The 16,036-nt window shown below is 69.8% G+C and carries 11 protein-coding genes; 2 read left to right on the top strand and 9 right to left on the bottom strand.

From position 1 onward, the window contains the following. Window positions 1-67 precede the first annotated feature (67 nt). Complete coding sequence (locus WME79_RS18020) at window positions 68-1,996, top strand: hypothetical protein (protein WP_437537237.1); 1,929 nt, start codon at window positions 68-70, stop codon at window positions 1,994-1,996. Between the two features lie 106 nt (window positions 1,997-2,102). Here the strand turns inward: WME79_RS18020 and WME79_RS18015 are convergent, their stop codons facing one another. After that, window positions 2,103-3,686 (bottom strand): hypothetical protein, encoded by a 1,584-nt coding sequence (locus tag WME79_RS18015; protein ID WP_437537234.1) that lies wholly within the window; start codon window positions 3,684-3,686, stop codon window positions 2,103-2,105. A gap of 227 nt (window positions 3,687-3,913) precedes the next feature. Here WME79_RS18015 and WME79_RS18010 point away from each other — a divergent pair, with 227 nt between their 5' ends. Next, a complete protein-coding gene (locus WME79_RS18010) occupies window positions 3,914-4,414 on the top strand; it encodes a DUF4112 domain-containing protein (protein WP_437537231.1) in 501 nt (166 codons plus the stop codon). A 227-nt stretch (window positions 4,415-4,641) separates the two neighbouring features. Here WME79_RS18010 and WME79_RS18005 read toward each other — a convergent pair whose 3' ends face one another. From WME79_RS18005 to tig, 8 genes are all read right to left on the bottom strand, one after another. Continuing rightward, a complete protein-coding gene (locus WME79_RS18005) occupies window positions 4,642-5,346 on the bottom strand; it encodes a Bax inhibitor-1/YccA family protein (protein ID WP_437537228.1) in 705 nt (234 codons plus the stop codon). Window positions 5,347-5,495: 149 nt separating this feature from the next. Next, window positions 5,496-5,840 carry a hypothetical protein gene (locus tag WME79_RS18000; RefSeq protein WP_157906707.1) on the bottom strand — a complete coding sequence of 115 codons (345 nt, stop codon included), beginning with the start codon at window positions 5,838-5,840 and terminating at the stop codon, window positions 5,496-5,498. Between the two features lie 149 nt (window positions 5,841-5,989). Then, entirely contained in the window at window positions 5,990-7,432 is a 1,443-nt protein-coding gene (locus tag WME79_RS17995; RefSeq protein ID WP_437537224.1) for a ParA family protein, read from the bottom strand. Between the two features lie 189 nt (window positions 7,433-7,621). Next, window positions 7,622-9,190: a bifunctional phosphoribosylaminoimidazolecarboxamide formyltransferase/IMP cyclohydrolase gene (gene purH, locus WME79_RS17990; RefSeq protein WP_437537221.1), complete on the bottom strand. Its 1,569-nt coding sequence runs from the start codon at window positions 9,188-9,190 to the stop codon at window positions 7,622-7,624. Between the two features lie 59 nt (window positions 9,191-9,249). Beyond that, a complete protein-coding gene (gene lon / locus WME79_RS17985) occupies window positions 9,250-11,742 on the bottom strand; it encodes an endopeptidase La (RefSeq protein WP_437537218.1) in 2,493 nt (830 codons plus the stop codon). A gap of 209 nt (window positions 11,743-11,951) precedes the next feature. Beyond that, the gene (gene clpX, locus WME79_RS17980) at window positions 11,952-13,208 is read right to left on the bottom strand and encodes an ATP-dependent Clp protease ATP-binding subunit ClpX (protein ID WP_012235779.1); all 1,257 of its coding nucleotides are present in this window, start codon (window positions 13,206-13,208) and stop codon (window positions 11,952-11,954) included. Window positions 13,209-13,699: 491 nt separating this feature from the next. Beyond that, window positions 13,700-14,344, bottom strand: coding sequence for an ATP-dependent Clp protease proteolytic subunit (locus WME79_RS17975; protein ID WP_012235778.1), 645 nt, complete (start codon window positions 14,342-14,344; stop codon window positions 13,700-13,702). A gap of 297 nt (window positions 14,345-14,641) precedes the next feature. Then, window positions 14,642-15,910, bottom strand: a complete 1,269-nt coding sequence (gene tig, locus WME79_RS17970) for a trigger factor (RefSeq protein WP_437537213.1) — start codon at window positions 15,908-15,910, stop codon at window positions 14,642-14,644. Between the last annotated feature and the right edge of the window lie 126 nt (window positions 15,911-16,036).

Below are 16,036 nucleotides of genomic sequence, written 5' to 3'. Positions count from 1 at the left end.
GGTCGGGCCACGCTGCACCCGCGAGATCCCCTGGCCCGCGCGGCCGGCGGTCTCTTACGCTCGCGGGATGGCGAGAGAGCTGCTTGCAAGGTTCGGGATCACACCGCACGCGGCGCGCCGCCTGGCGAACCGGCAGATCGCCTTCGGCGGGGCGATGGCGCTGATCGGCGCGGGAGTGAGCATGACGGGGCTCGGCAGCGTCGCGGCCGGGGTGCCGTTCGGGATGGCCGGCGCGCTCATGATCGCGATCGGGCTCCGCACCCGCTCGATGGGCGTCGCCGTGCAGGTCGTCAACAAGGCGTACAACCTCGCAGCATCCGGCCAGCGCGAGGACGCCGCCGAGCTGCTCGACTACGCGGAAGAGACGTGTCGCTCCCGCTACGTCCTGCGCGTCATCGACGTCCAGCGCGCGCTCGCCGCCATGCAGCGCGGCGATCTCGCGGGCGCGCTCGTCCGCGCCGACGCCGCGGTGACCCGCCGAACCGACCCGCTCTCCTTTCACCTGGAGCACGCGACGATCGTCGCAGCGCGCTCGCTGAGGGCCCTGCTCCGCGCCTCGACGAGCGATCGCGACGGCGCCGCGGCGGACATCGAGTTCGTGAGGACGAGCGCCTTGGCGTCGCCCGAGGTGCTCGCCCGCGCGGAGCTCGCGGCCGCGGTCCTGCTGGAGCGCTCGGGCGACAGGGAGGCGCTGAGGGCGCACCTGCTCCGCGAGCGGAGCCTGCTCGTCGAGCACACGCGCCCGCGCGAGCGCGCCCTCGTCCGCGCGTACCAGCGCATGCTGAAGGCGAAGCCGAGCTCGGTCTACCGCACCGGCGCGAAGCGGGAGCCCGAGGCCGGAGGCGAGCTCTCGGCGGCGGACTGGGCAGCGCGCATCTCGCCCGACGCCGCGCCGTTCATGCGCGCCCCCGCGCTGGCCGCGGGCGGTGTGGAGGAGCTGTCGCGCGCGGAAGTGGACCGCGCCGACGCCTCCGCGCGCGCCGACGCGGAGGGGCGCGCCGGGAGCAACCGCCAGCCGGTGACGAAGGCGGCACGCCGCATTTTGCTCCTGTGGTTGGCCCTGGTGGTGGCGTTCCTGGGGGTGTGGCAGCTCTTGAACTCCGGTCAGGCGCCGCCGGTGGCGCCCGAGGTCGAGCGTTTGCCGGCGGAGCCGATCTTCGGACCGCTCACGATCGTCCTGGCGATGCCGATCTTCTTCATCGTGATGCTCGTCGGGGCCGTGCTCGTGAACATGACGCGCGCGCGCAAGCTCTCGCAGCGCTACGTGGCCGCCCAGGTCGCGATCGCGAAGGGCGAGGCGCAGCGCGGGAAGGCTGAGCTCGAGGCCCTCACGCGAAGCAACGTGCCCGCGGCCGCGGCGCAGGCGCACCTCGCGCTCGCCGAGCTGTCGGACCGGCAAGGGGAGCTGCTCGCGGCGCTCGCGGCGTGCGAGGCGGGGCTCGCGCGGCTGGGCACCCAGACGGCGCGCGCGATGGCGGCGGACATCCTGCTCCCTGCGCTCCTGGCCGAGCGCGCGTTCCTGTTCGCGGCGATGGGCCGGAGCGCTGACGCGCGCGCCGAGATGGCGCTTCTCGCGGAGCGGTATGCGTCGTACCCGTTCCTGGAGAGGGCCAAGCTGCGTGTGGCGCTCGCGTTGCGGACGCGAGAGGGCGACATCGCCGGGGCGGCGCGCCTCACCGAGCGGGACGCGGACCTGCCGCTCAACGCGCGCGACGAGCTGCTCGCCGACGTGTGCCGCGCGGCGGCGAGCCCGGGCACCGCGGGCGCAGGCGAGGTGGAGCGGCTCCGCGAGGAGCTGCGGCTCGACGCCGCGAGCCGGCGCTGGCTCTCGGCGATCGCGCCGGCGGCGCTCGCGGCGTTCGAGCGCCTGAGGGAGCAGGACGACGCGGAGGCGCTCGCCGGGGTCGATGCCCTCGCGGACACGGAGGCGCTCGCGGAGGCCGAGGCCCTCGCGGAGCGCGCCGGGGTGCGCCCGCGGGACGCCGGGGTGGCGTGAGCGCCGCGGCGCCGCGGCGTGCGAGCGGCCTCCGGCGCGGCTGCGGGCGCTCAGCATCGCGCCGGACGAGCGCGGCGCCGGATCGATCCACGGCGCGCGTCGCCGCTCAGTCTTCTCGAGCAGGCGCCCGCATCGGCTCCCTCGGCGTGGTCCGCTCGGGGGGCGCGGCGGCCGAGCCCTCCACGGCGTCGCCGATCTCGCGCGCCACGTCCTCCACGGTGCGCAGGCTGATCCTCCCGGCGAGCACCAGGGTCGCGCCGATCTCGCGGCAGTCGATGGGATCCAGCCGCACCGGCGACGCGAACGCGTTGACCGCCGCCATCTGCCCCGTGGCGTAATCGAGGCGCGCTCCGAACACGAGATCCCCGTACCGGGTATAGGAGACCAACCCGAGCGACGCGTGGGCGCCGCTCATCCGCTCGAGGAAGAGCCTCGACTCGGCGGACATGGGGCCTCGCAGGCTCGACAACGCGTTGAAATCGGAGGCGACGCCGCCCACGAGGCTGAGGTCGCGCGTGAGGAACACCTCGGCGCCGAGCGCGACGTTGACGATGGGCGCCGCCGCCTCGACGATACCGAGGCGGCCCCGCGTCCGGCTCGTCACCGCGCCGCCCGCGATCGCGATCTCCTCGCGATCGGCGGCGATCCGCGCGAACTCGCGCTGGCCCAGGTAGAAGAAGCCGTCGAGCTCCAGCCGCAGCCTGCTCCACTCCGCGCTCGCGCCGACCGCGACGCGGACCGGAGAGGGGGCCACGAACTCCCCTTCACCGGCCCAGTAGCGCGCCGCCGCCGTCCCGTCGGCGCGCGTGTCGACGTAGCTCGCGTCCAGGGAGTCGACGGCATGAACGCTGGGCGTCCGCAGGCTGATCCCGGCCGAGAACACCCGGCTCAGCCGGTATGTGACGCCGAGGTGCGCGAGCAGGTCCCATGAATCGCCCGAGAGCGCGGCCTGGTAGGTCGCGCTGCTCGCCGAGCCCGCGCCGGTGTCCTCGACGAGGCTGGCGACGCCGAGCGAGCTCGTGTAGCGGGTGCGCACGAGCGAGAGCGAGGCGCCCACGGCGAGGCGCGAGGTGGCGCTGTAGCTCCACGAAGGACCGGCGCTGAAGCGACCCCACGCGTAGCGGAGCGTCTGCGCCTGGCTCACGCGCCGCGAGGCGGACTCCCCCGAGAATCGCAGCGCGTCGAACCCGAACTCGTTCTCCTCGGTCTTGCCGAGGCACGCGGCGAAGACCTGGCGGCCGACCGGCACCCGCGTCGAATCCGCGCCTCGTTCGCCGCGCGTCCAGTTGAAGAAATAGCATGTCGCGTCAGGGAGGCTGTCCAGCCCATGATCGCTCACCGTCGTGCGATCGAGCCGGAGATCGCCGTACAGGGCGGGGTCGACCGGACCTGGCTGGTGCCACCGTTGCAGTGTGCGGTGCGCGTAGCGGAAGAACGCCGATGAGAACGCGATGTTCCGGTCCTCGATGCGGACGATCGTGGCCGGGTTCAGGAAGGGCGCGGCGCCGTCGACGCCCAGCACGACCCCCGTGCCCCCCAGGAGCGCCGATCGCCCGCCGAGGAGCGCGGATTCGTACCTTCCCTGCGCGCGCGCCTCGGCTCCGCCGAGCGTCCCGAGCAGCGCGCTGGCGAGGCCGAGCAGCGCTCGGCGCGCTCCGGAGCGGCGAACCAGGGCGCGCGGGCTCGGCATGGCAGGCGCCAGCATGGATCGCAGCGCCGCAGCCGCAATACCGGCAGCGCCCGCCTGCACGGCCGCCCCCCGGAGGCGGCGTGCTCCTTGCCCGATCCTCGGCCGCCGCGCGCCGCGTGTCCGTGCGACGCCGCCCCGCGGTCTCTCCGGAGTCGCCGTTGAACGGGCCGAGAAGTAGACTACGAGGGATGACTCACCCGCTTCGCAGAGATGGGTCCGCCCTACCTGTGCCGCCCCTCGCCCCGCTGGAGGCCGTTGATCTCGAGGACGAGCGGCTAAGGCGATTGAACGCGCTCGGGCACTTTCTGGACAACTCCATCCGCATCCCAGGACTCGGTTATCGGGTCGGCTACGACGCGGTGATCGGGTTGATCCCGGGTGTCGGCGATCTCATCGGTTTTGCGCTCTCGATTTACATCGTGCTCGCGGCGACGCGTTACCGTCTCCCCGCCTCGACGGTGCTGCGCATGGTGCTCAACGTCGGTCTCGAGACGCTGCTCGGCACGGTCCCTGTCGTAGGCGATCTGTTCGACGCGACCTACAAGTCGAACGCGCGCAACCTCGACCTGCTGCGCGCCCATCTCGCAGCGCGGACGCAGGGCGGCGCGCCGCCCTCCAATCTTCGTTTCTACGCCGGCCTGTTCCTGGCGCTTGCAAGCATCCTCGCGCTGACAGCTCTCACGCTCTTCTCACTGACAAGAGCGCTCCAAGCCCTCTTCGCTCCCTGATACCCCCGTCTCCCCGCCCCCCGAGCCGCGCCCAGCTCAGCCCCCCTCTCCTCTCTTCTCAGCGACGGACGCCGCCCAGTCTTCTCTGCGACGGGCGCCACCCGAGCGGGGCGCACCCGCACAGGAGACGGGCCCAGATCGGCGTTTTCGGCGCGCAGGCGTACTCCAAGTACGCCGAGCACCGAAAACGTCGAGGTGGGCCCGTATCCGCCGCGGGTGCGTCCCGCTCAGTTGCGGGAGCTTATGAAGAGGCGGAGCACATGCCAGAACAGCAGGGCGACCGACGCGAAGAGCTCGAGCGCGGCGCCGACGTACCGGTCCTCCGGGAAGTGGTGCAGGACGTTCGACGTGTCGTACAGGATCGCGGCGCCAGCGAACGCGACCATACCGACGCTGAAGAAGGTGCCGAGCTGGAAGCCGAACAGCGCCCCTGCCGCCACGAGGACGAGCGCGCAGATGGCGCCCCAGCGCAGGAGAGCCCCAAGGAATGAGAAATCCTTGCGGGTCACGAACGCGATCGCGGTGAGCCCGGCGAAGCCGGCCATCGTGGCGAGCCCAGCGCTCTGGATCGCGCCAGGAGCGACCATGTCCGCGATGTAGAGCAGCGGCACGAAGACGATCGCCTGGGCGAGCACGTAGCCACCGAGCGCGGCGTACTGCGCCGGCTTCGATACCGACGTGTGCGCCGCGCGGCTGGCCAGCCAGCTCACGAGCATGAACGCCCCGAGAACCAGCAGCCAGCTCGTGCCCATCATCGCCCTGGCGATGACCGAGGCGACGCCGGTCTTGAACAGCGCGACCTCGATCGCAGCGAAGAGGACGATCGCACCGAACAGGTGGTTGTACGTTCGCACGAGGAAGCGCTCGCGCGATTCGGCGCCGGCACGGAGCGCCGACGAGCGGGTCCCGTATCCTACGTAGTTCTGGTCCATGTTCCCTCTCTGGTAGGCCTCGACTCTAGCACGCGAAGCACGCCGCATGCCCGCGGCGCGGCGGCCGAGGGACGAGGCGCCCGCCGTACGAGGATGGAAATGCGGACGCCGCGCCCTGCGTCCTGTCGAAGTCTCCCTGGAAGAAGGGCTTAAATTCCCTTCGGGATCTTGTCGAGGTCGACCTGGGAGAGCGCGTGCCGGATCAGCGCGCTCCTGTTGGCCTTCGTCATCCCGCGCGCCTTGAGCGAGCTGACCATCTCGTCCAGCCGCTCGAGATCCTCGGTGTACATCGAGATACAGATGACCTTGTAGTGCTGCGGTCTCTCGGGCGCCGGCGCAGCACCCGGCTCGGATGCGGCGCCGCTCGTCCGGGCCTTCGCGCGCACGCGAGGCGCTTCCGTGGACGTATAAAACGCCCCGGACAAAACACCTTCCACTTCGTCGCGATCGAGCAGCGCCCGCGCGGCGCCCCCGAGATCGCCTTCGCTTTTCATTGCTTCCTCCAGCTCCCCTGCCCGGTCGAGGCTCCGCGACTGCGGGCCCTTCATTCAGCGGGACTCCGCGTCCGCGGGTCCCTTCATCCAGCGGGACTCCGCGTCCGCGGGTCCCTTCATCCAGCGGGACTCCGCGTCCGCGGGTCCCTTCACACCCTCGCCGCCGCAGCGCCCGGTCGCTCTGTGGCCGCGTCCACCCGGTCGACGCTCCACGCTGTCCCATCGCGCGGCGCCCCTGCCTCGGAGCCCACCGTACCGCGCTCGCGGCTCTCGATGATGCGATCGACCACCGCGAGGTAGTCGTCCGCGGCAGGGGTTCCCGACGCATACTCGAAGATCGTCTGCCCTTGCGCGGGCGCCTCCTTGACCTTGATCGCCTGCCGGATCGGCGCGAGGCAGCGCTCCCCGAAGTGCTGCTTCATCGTGCTCACCGCCTCGCGCGCGATCTTCGCGCGGCCGTCGTAGAAGGTCGGCAACACGCCCCAGATCTGCACCGGGTGATGCAGCAGCGCGTTCACGTTCTTCACCGTCTTGATCACCTGCCGGACGCCGACGAGCGATAGATAGTCGCACGCGACCGGGACGAGCACGCTGTCGGCGAACACCAGCGCGTTCTGGTTCATCAGCGACAGGCTCGGCGAGCAGTCGAGCACGACGTAGTCGTACTCGGCCGCGGCAGCGGAGAGGCGATCCGAGAGCACGCGGTCGCGGTTCTGGCGGCCTGCCAGGTAGAGCTCCGCCGCGGCGAGCGTCTCGTTGGACGGCAGCAGATCGAGGTTCGGTCGCACCGTCTTGATCGCGTCCGCGACCCGGAGCCCCATCACGAGCACGTGATAGAGCGACCGCTCCGCGCCCGCGCCGAGCGAGACAGAGACGTTCCCCTGCGCGTCGGTGTCGACGAGGAGCACCCGCTTGTCGCGCGCCGCGAGCCCGGCCGCCACGCTCACGGCCGTCGTCGTCTTGCCCGTACCGCCCTTGTGGTTGAACACGGCCAGACAGCGGGGCACCCCGGCCGGGCGCTGCGGCGGCTGCGCCGGCCGCTTCGCGCCCCCCGCCGGCGACAGGGGCACCGCGACCGCGCCCTGCCCCTTGAGCTCCACCGGGCGAGCGGCAGACGCGACCGGCGCAACGGCCGGCGCAGCGGGCCCCGCCGCCTCGCCCTGGGCGCTCGCCCGAGCCGCCGGCGGCGCTGGCTCACCTGCCTCCGCGGCGCGCGACCCGCCTCCTGCCAGCGGCGCCTCGTCACCGGTCGGCGTTGCTCCCTCGGCCGGCGCCGCAGCCGCCGCCGCGATGTCGCCGAGCCGCACCCCCTTCGCCTCACGGACCAGCTGCGTCCGGCACCCCAGCGAGCACGCGTAGTGCCGGCGCCCGGCGACGTAGAGCACCTGGGACACGAGATCCGGCGGAAACCGCTTCGCGCACGCGTCGCACGTGGCGAGCGCGGCGCCGTCCTGCCCGCCGAGGTGGCTCTTTTCCAGGCACTTCTGCGAGCAGAAGAAGGAGAAGCCGCCGTCCTTCTCCTCCATCTGGTACCGGAACTGGACCTCGAATCCGGTCCCGCACACGCTGCACGTCTCGCTGATTCCGCCCACAGCTCGCTCCTTCGCGCCGCGCACAGCGCTTTGCCCAGGCGCAGCGTTGACCATCATCACAGTCAAGGCGCAAAGGTCAACTTTTCTGCGAGCGTGACCCACCCTTCCTGCGCAAGGGAGAGGAGAGCGCGCGTCCCGAGATGGAGGCGCCAGGCCGATTCCACGGCGGGACCCCGGCGCCAGGCCGGCTCAGTGCCGGAAATGCCGGGCCCCGGTGAACACCATCGCGATCCCCGCCGCGTCGGCCGCGGCGATGACCTCCGCGTCCTTCACGCTGCCTCCAGGCTGCGCGATCGCCGTGATCCCGTGCTCCGCGGCGAGCACCACGTTGTCCGGGAACGGGAAGAACGCGTCCGACGCGAGGACGCTCCCGCGAGCCCGCTCGCCCGCCTTGCTGCAGGCAATGCGCACGCTCTCGACCCGCGACATCTGTCCGGCGCCAATTCCGACCGTCCTCCCTGGAATCGCAAGCACGATCGCGTTGGATTTCACATGCTTGCAGACGCGCCAACCGAGATCGAGCGCCTCGATCTCCTGCTCCGTGGGCGCGCGCTTCGTCACGATCCGGCCGCCGTGCACCTGGCCGGCCGCCGAGGCATCCCGCTCCTGGACCACCAGGCCCCCACCGACGCGCTTGAACGTCAGCTCCCGGTGATCCGCGGGCAGAAGCGCGCCGGTCGCGAGCAACCGGAGGTTCTTCTTGGTCCGGAGCACCTCCAGCGCCTCGGGCGTATAGGCGGGCGCGACCACGCACTCCAGGAACGTCTCGACGAGCACCTCGGCGGCCGCGCGGTCGACCTCGCGGTTCAGCGCGACGATCCCACCGAAGGCGCTCACGGCGTCCGCGTCGCGTGCCGTCCGGTAGGCGGCCGCGAGGCTGTCGCCGGTCGCGACGCCGCACGGGTTCGTGTGCTTCACGACGACCGCGGCAGGCTGAGTGAACTCGCGCACCGCCTCGAACGCGGCGTCCACGTCGACGAGGTTGTTGAACGAGAGCTCCTTGCCGCCCGCTCCCAGCGACTCCGCCAGCGCGAGCGACCCCGCGGCCGCGCCCCGCTCCCGGTAGAAGGCGCCGGACTGGTGCGGGTTCTCGCCGTACCGGAGCGGATAGGCCCGCTCGAGAGCGAGCGTGAGGAAGCGCGGATAGGCCTCGCGCTCCGCGGCGTTCGGCTCCCCCTCCTCGGGCAGCGAGGACAGGTAACCGGACACCATCCCGTCATAGGCCGCCGTGTGCGCGAATGCCTTGGTGGCGAGCCGGCGGCGGGTGGCGCTCGACACCTCACCTTGCCTGTCGATCTCGGCGAGCACAGCATCGTAGTCGACCGGATCGACCACCACCGCGACGCGCGCGTGGTTCTTGGCCGCGCTCCGCACCATCGACGGCCCACCGATATCGATGTTCTCGATGATCTCGGGGTGCGTGACCCCCGGTTTCCGGACGGTCGCCTCGAAGGGATAGAGATTGCACACCACGAGATCGATCGGCGCCCCGCCGAGCCGCGCGAGGTCCTCGTCGTCGATCGCGCCGCGCATCAGGATGCCGCCATGCACCCGGGGATGGAGCGTCTTCACCCGGCCATCCATCACCTCGGGCGAGCCGGTATAGGCCTCCACCCCGATGACCGGCACGCCGGCGTCCGCGAGCGCCCGCTGCGTCCCCCCAGTCGAGAGGATCTCCACGCCCTTCTCCGCGAGCCGCCTGGCCAGCGGGAGCAATCCCGTCTTGTCGGATACCGAAATCAGTGCGCGTCGAATCATGGCGACGCACAGCTAGTGCGTCTCTGCGGCGACCGCCAGCCTATCCGACGGCGCCGCGCTCACGCGCCGGGCGGCGCGGCCGGCGTCGGCTCGCCCGCCGCGGCCGGCGGCGCCTTGACCGGCGCCGCCTCGGTGACGAGCTCGCCGTCCCGGTACTCCAGGACGCCCTTGGGCGGCCCGAAGATCGCATAGGAGTCGGGCAGGATGAGCGCCTCACGCAGCACGTCATCGACGTGCTCGACGAGCACAAGCCGCAGCGCCTTCAGCACCCGCCGCGGCACGTCCCGGAGATCCTTCCGGTTCTCCTTCGGCAGGATGACCGTCGCGATGCCGCCGCGATGGGCCGCGAGCAGCTTCTCCTTGAGCCCGCCGATCGGCATCACGCGGCCGCGCAGGGTGATCTCGCCCGTCATCGCGAGATCCCTCCGGACAGGCACCTTCATGAGCGAGCTGACGAGCGCGGTCACCATCGTGACGCCGGCGCTGGGCCCGTCCTTGCGGACGAAATCGGGGAAGTGAATGTGGACGTCGACCTTCTGATAGACGTCCGCCTCGAGCCCGAGGCGGTCGAGGCGCGAGCGGACATAGCTCATCGCCGCGTGCCCGCTCTCCTCCATCCCCTTCTCCAGCAGCCCGGTGATCACGAGCTTGCCCTTGCCCGGCACCACCGTCGCCTCGGCCGGGAGCAGATCGCCCCCGACGTTGGTCACGGCGAGACCGTTCACGAGGCCCACCTCATCGCGCTCCTCACGTCGGCCGAGCCGGTACTTGGGGACGCCGAGGAACTTCGGGATGCTCTTCGCGACGACCTCGATCGGCTTCTCCTTGCCGTCGGACACCACCCGTCTGGCCACCTTGCGGCAGACGCTCGCGATCTCGCGCTCCAGCGAGCGCACGCCGCTCTCCTTCGTGTAGTGGTGGATGATCGTCCGGAGCGCGCCCTCCGTGAAGTCGAGCGACACGTCCTCGAGGCCGCACTCCTTCCGCTGCCGGGGCACGAGGTACTTCACCGCGATGTTCAGCTTCTCGAACTCCGTGTAGCCCGAGAGCTGGATGACCTCCATGCGGTCCTGGAGCGGCACCGGGATGCCAGAGAGCGTGTTCGCCGTCGTGATGAACATCACGTCGGAGAGGTCGTAATCGAGATCCAGGTAGTGGTCGTTGAACGTGTGGTTCTGCTCCGGATCGAGCACCTCGAGCAGCGCAGCCGCCGGATCCCCGCGGAAGTCGGTCGACATCTTGTCGACCTCATCGAGCAGGAACACGGGGTTGTTCGTCCCGACCTTCTTGAGCGACTGGATCAGCTTGCCGGGTAGCGCGCCGATGTACGTCCGCCGGTGGCCGCGGATCTCCGCCTCATCGCGCACGCCGCCGAGCGAGAGCCTCACGAACTTGCGCCCCGTCGCGCGCGCGATCGACTTCGCCAGGCTCGTCTTGCCGACGCCGGGCGGCCCCACGAAGCAGAGCACCGGGCCCTTGAGCTTCTTCGTGAGCGCCTGGACCGCCAGGTACTCGAGGATCCGCTCTTTGATCTTCTTGAGGCCGTAGTGGTCCTCATCGAGGATCCGCTCGGCCTCGACGAGGTCATAACGCTCCTCGCTCTTGTCGTACCAGGGCAGCTCCAGGATCCAATCGATGTAGTTGCGCACCACGGTCGCCTCGGCGCTCGTGGGGTGCATCATCTTCAGCTTCTTGAGCTCCTTCTTGACCTTCGCGGCGGCCTCCTTGCTCATCCGCTTGGTCTTGAGGGCCTCTTCGATCTCCTGGATCTCGTTCTTGAACTCGTCGCGCTCGCCGCCGCCCAGCTCCTTCTGGATGGCCTGCATCTGCTCGTTGAGATAGTACTCCTTCTGCGTCTTCTCCATCTGCTTCTTGACGCGACTCCGGATCTTCTTCTCCACCTGGAGAATCTCGATCTCGGCCTGCATCAATTCGATGAGACGCTCGAGCCGCTTCTGCGGCTCCTCCATCTCGAGCAGCGCCTGCCGGTCGGTCAGCTTGATGGTCGGCAGGTTGGCGATGATGGTGTCGGCCAGCCGCGAGGCCTCGTCGATGGCCTGCACCGCCATCAGGACCTCGGGCTGGATCTTCTTGTTGAGCTTGACGTACATCTCGAACGTCGACTGGACCGAGCGCATCAGCGCCTCGACCTCGACGCTCGCGACCGAGCTCTCGACGATCTCGTCGTATTCGATCAGGAAGTACGCATCGCTCTGGACGTAGCGGCGGATGCGCGCCCGGCGCTTGCCCTCGATGAGGACCTTGACGGTGCCGTCCGGCAGGCGGAGCAGCTGCATGATGGCGCCGACCGAGCCGACGCCGAAGATGTCGTCCGGCGTCGGATCGTTCGTCTTCGCGTTGCGCTGCGCGGCGAGGAAGATCTCCTTGCCGCGGTTCATCGCCTCGTCGAGCGCGGCGATGCTGCGCTCGCGCCCGACGAACAGCTGCGAGACCATGTGTGGAAAGACGATGATGTCGCGAAGCGGGAGCAACGGGACGATCCCGCGCTCGGGTGCGTTCTTGCCGCGATCACTGTCGTTCTTGAAGAACATCCGCCGTCTTTCCGGGAGTATCGGGAGGTCGGGGCACCCCCGCCTCGGTTGTCACAAATGCCTTGGTCTGATGCTGAACTTCCGCCGGCTCGTCCCGCTGCCCTCCAGGGACACGCGGCGCCGGCACGCTCGGAGGAGCCTCCGGGGGGCGAGGGCGCAGCGCGGGCCGCGCCTTGCGCCCCGGCCCGCGGCCCCCCGGGGGGCGAGCGCTACGCGAGCTCCGCCTCCTTCGTGTACACGATGAGCGGAGGCTCGTGCTTCACGATCACGTCCTCGCTCACGACGACCTCCTTGATCCCCGTACGGGACGGGACGTCGTACATGATGTCGAGCATCGCCGACTCTAGGATGGCGCGGAGGCCGCGGGCGCCGCTGTTCCTCTCGAGGGCCTGGCGAGCCACCGCCACGAGCGCGCCCCGGGTGAACTTGACCTTCACCCCGTCCATCTCGAAGAGCTTCTGGTACTGCTTGACCAGGCTGTTCTTCGGCTTCGTGAGGATGTCGATGAGCGCCTCCTCGTTCAGCTCGTGGAGCGTCGCCACGACCGGCAAGCGCCCGATGAACTCCGGGATGAGCCCGAACTTGAGGAGGTCCTCCGGCTGGACGACGCTGAGCAGGTCGCCCAGCTTGAAGTCCTTCTTCGCCTTGATGTCGGCGCCGAAGCCGAGGGTGTTCTGGCCGATGCGCCGCTGGATGATCTGGTCGAGCCCGACGAACGCGCCGCCGCAGATGAACAGGATGTTCGTCGTGTCGACCTGCAGGAAATCCTGCTGCGGGTGCTTGCGCCCGCCCTTCGGGGGGACATTGGCGATCGTCCCCTCGATGATCTTGAGCAACGCCTGCTGGACGCCCTCTCCGGAGACGTCGCGGGTGATGCTCGGGTTGTCGCTCTTCCGGCTGATCTTGTCGATCTCGTCGATGTAGACGATGCCGCGCTGCGCGCGCTCGACGTCGTGATCCGCGTTCTGCAGGAGCTGGACGATGATGTTCTCGACGTCCTCGCCGACGTACCCGGCCTCGGTCAGCGTCGTCGCGTCCGCGATGGCGAAGGGGACGTTGATGATCTTGGCGAGCGTCTGCGCGAGGAGCGTCTTGCCGGAGCCCGTCGGCCCGAGCAGAAGGATGTTCGACTTGGACAGCTCCACGTCGTCCGAGGAGACCCGGCTATCGATGCGCTTGTAGTGGTTGTGCACCGCTACAGCGAGGATCTTCTTGGCGCGGTTCTGGCCGACGACGTACTCGTCCAAGGTCGCTTTGATGTCGGCGGGCTTGGGCACCGGGGTCGACCCCGCGTACGGCTCGTCCTTTTCGACCTCCTCCGCGATGATGTCATTGCACAGCCCGATGCACTCATCGCAGATGTACACCGTGGGGCCCGCGATGAGCTTCTTCACCTCTTTCTGCGACTTGCCGCAGAAAGAGCAGCTTAAATTGCCATTCGAGTGATCGTCCCGCCTTCGCTCCACTTCGACCCTCAGTGCGGTCTGCCGACGCTACCGCTTCAATGAGAGGTGGGGTCCCGCCGCGGCGGCGGCCCCTCCAACTTGCGGCGGGAACGGCTTCCACCGTCCCCTGGATTTTCAGCGATGCGCAGCCAAACGCCGCGCTCGGATTCTAGTGCGGTGCCCGTACCGTCGCAAGCTAACGGGGGTGGTCTCCAGCCTGTGGCCGAAGTCAGGGAATCACCCGATGGCGCCCCGCAGTCGGCCACCGACACGGCCGCGCATCGCACGAAAAGCGCGAAAAGCAGCGGATCGAGCGAGCACAGCGCGGCGCGCGAGGCGCCACCGCCGCGCGCTCCGCTCCTGCGCGCCCGCGCGCAATGCCCGGCGCGCAGGAGCGGAGCGCGCGGCGGGGCGTGGCGTCGTGACGCCGCGCGACAGCGTGCCCCGGCCCGGCGCGACGCAGCGCCGGCCTTCAGCCCGAGCACGCCCGCCGGACGCGGCGGCGCGGCCACCTACTTGTTCCGCTTCGGGAAGACCTCGTCGATCAGGCCATACTCCTTGGCCTGCGTCGCGCTCAGGTAGAAGTCGCGCTCGATGTCCTTCGCCAGCTCGTCCCGGTTCTTGCCGGTCGCGTCGACGAGGATGTCGATCAGCGTCTCCTTGATCTTCTTGATCTCGCGCGCCTGGATCTCGATGTCCGTCGCCTGGCCGCGCGCGCCGCCGAGCGGCTGGTGGATCATCATCCGCGCGTGCGGCAGCGCGAAGCGCCGACCCTTGCGACCGGCGCCGAGCAGCACGGCGCCCATCGACGCGGCCTGGCCGATGCACATCGTCGACACCGGGCAACGCACGTATTGCATCGTGTCGTACATCGCGAGCCCCGACGTCACCACGCCGCCCGGGCTGTTGATGTAGACCTGGATCTCCTTCTCGGGATCCTCGCTCTCCAGGAAGAGGAACTGCGCGATCACGGCGTTCGCGACGAAGTCGTCGATCTCCGTGCCGATGAAGACGATGCGATCCTTGAGGAGACGGCTGAAGATGTTCCACTCCCGCTCGCCGCGGTGGGTCACCTCGGTGACCGTCGGGAGGATGTAGGCCTTCTCGCGTTCGAGAAACTCGATGGCTTGGGTGCGGGTTTCGACTCGTCGGGTCATCCGGTGCTCCGGGGGGTTCGCTGCCGCGCGGCAGGGGCTCTACTCCTGGGCCAGACTGCGTCCGATCGCAAGACCGAACGCGCCCAAGGTTACCGGAATTATCGGCCGCTCGCCGCGCAGCGCACGGAACACGCGGCGCGCAGCGGCTCGCTCGATCCAGCCGCGCGCGCCCGATGTCGATCGAGAGCGCGAAAGGCGCGACCTGGACAAACGGCGCGCGCCGGCGCAGCAGAGCTGAAGCGCCGGCGCGCGGTGGTGAAGTCCGGCCATTCCGTGTCGGACTTCTGCTGGGCGAAACTAGCTCGCGTCCGCGACCTTCGCCGCAGCCTCGATGATGTCGAGGATCTTGTCCTCGAGGATCATCCCGGCGAAGAGCTCGCGCTTCTGGGGCTCGCGGTACTCCGCCTTGATCTTCGCCACGTTCTTGCCGGTCTGCTCGGCGAGCTCCTCGTAGCCCTTCTCGAGGTCGGCCTCGGTGATCCTGACCGCCTTCGCCTTCGCGATCTCAGCCATGACCAGGCCCGCGCGGACCTTCATCTCGGCGTCGAGCCGCACGCGGGCGCGGAACTCCGGCGTCGGATCGACGCGCTGCCCCTGCCTCCGCGCCGTCGCGAGCAGCTCGCGCTCGGCGAGCTGCGCCTGCTGGTCGACGAGCGACGGCGGGACCGGGATCGGGTTCGCCTTGCAGAGCTCCACCACGAGCTGCTCAGCGACCGCGTCGCTCGCCCGCTGCGTCAGCTCCTTCTCGAGCTTCTTGCGGAGCGACTCGCGGAGCGCGGGCAGGCTCTCGTCGCCGCAGTCCTTCGCGAACTCATCGTCGACCTCCGGGAAGCTGCGCTCCCGCAGATCCTTGAGCGTGATGTGGAAGGTCGCCTGCTTGCCCCGCAGATCCGCGTTGGAGTGCTGCTCGGAGAAGGTGACCGGGACGTCCTTCGACTGGCCGGGCGTCATCCCGGCGAGGGCGTCCTCGATCTCCTTGAAGACCTGGCCGCTGCCGAGCTCGGTCTCGATCTCCTGCTCCTTCGTGTCGCGCAGCGCGCCGCCGACCTCGAGGGTGAACGAGATCGTCGCGACATCCCCCTTCGCGGCGGGGCGCTCCGGCTCGGGCGCCTGCAGCGTCGAGTGCTCGCGCCGGAGGGCGGTGATCTCGGCGTCGATCATCTCGTCGCTCGGCGTGGTGGAGGGGCGCTTCACCTCGAAGCCCTCCCACTTGACCTCGGCGATGTCGGGGCGGACCTCGAAGCGGGCCTTGTAGGAGAACGCGTCGTCAGGGCGGAGCTCGGTGGGCGCGATCGCCGGCTGGGACAGGGGCTGCACCTGCTTGTCGGCGAGCGCCTGGTTCAGCGTGGCGTCGACGAGCCGCTGGGCGACATCGGCGTGGATGCGGCCGCCGTAGAGGTGCGCGAGCACCTGGCGGGGCGCCTTGCCAGGCCGGTAGCCCCGGACCCGGGCCGTCCGCTGGAGCGCCGTATAGGCCTTGTCGACCTCGCTCCGGACCCGGTCCGCGGGGACCTCCACCTGAAACTCCATCAGCACGGGAGAAAGCTTTTCGACGTTGACTTGCATGGCGGTTTTTTCGAAGGGCGGCACTCGTGCCACGCGTCGCTGGGGGGGTCAAGACGAGCGACAGGACGCTGCTTTAAAAAAAAGGAGCCCCGGCGGAGAGGCGGCCGCCGGGGCTCAGATCCCGGG

It is taken from the genome of Sorangium sp. So ce726 (genome assembly GCF_051521405.1).
In the GTDB taxonomy this organism is placed as follows: domain Bacteria; phylum Myxococcota_A; class Polyangia; order Polyangiales; family Polyangiaceae; genus Sorangium.
The sequence above is the reverse complement of the archived record's forward strand: the minus strand, read 5'-3'. Positions and strand labels throughout refer to the sequence as shown.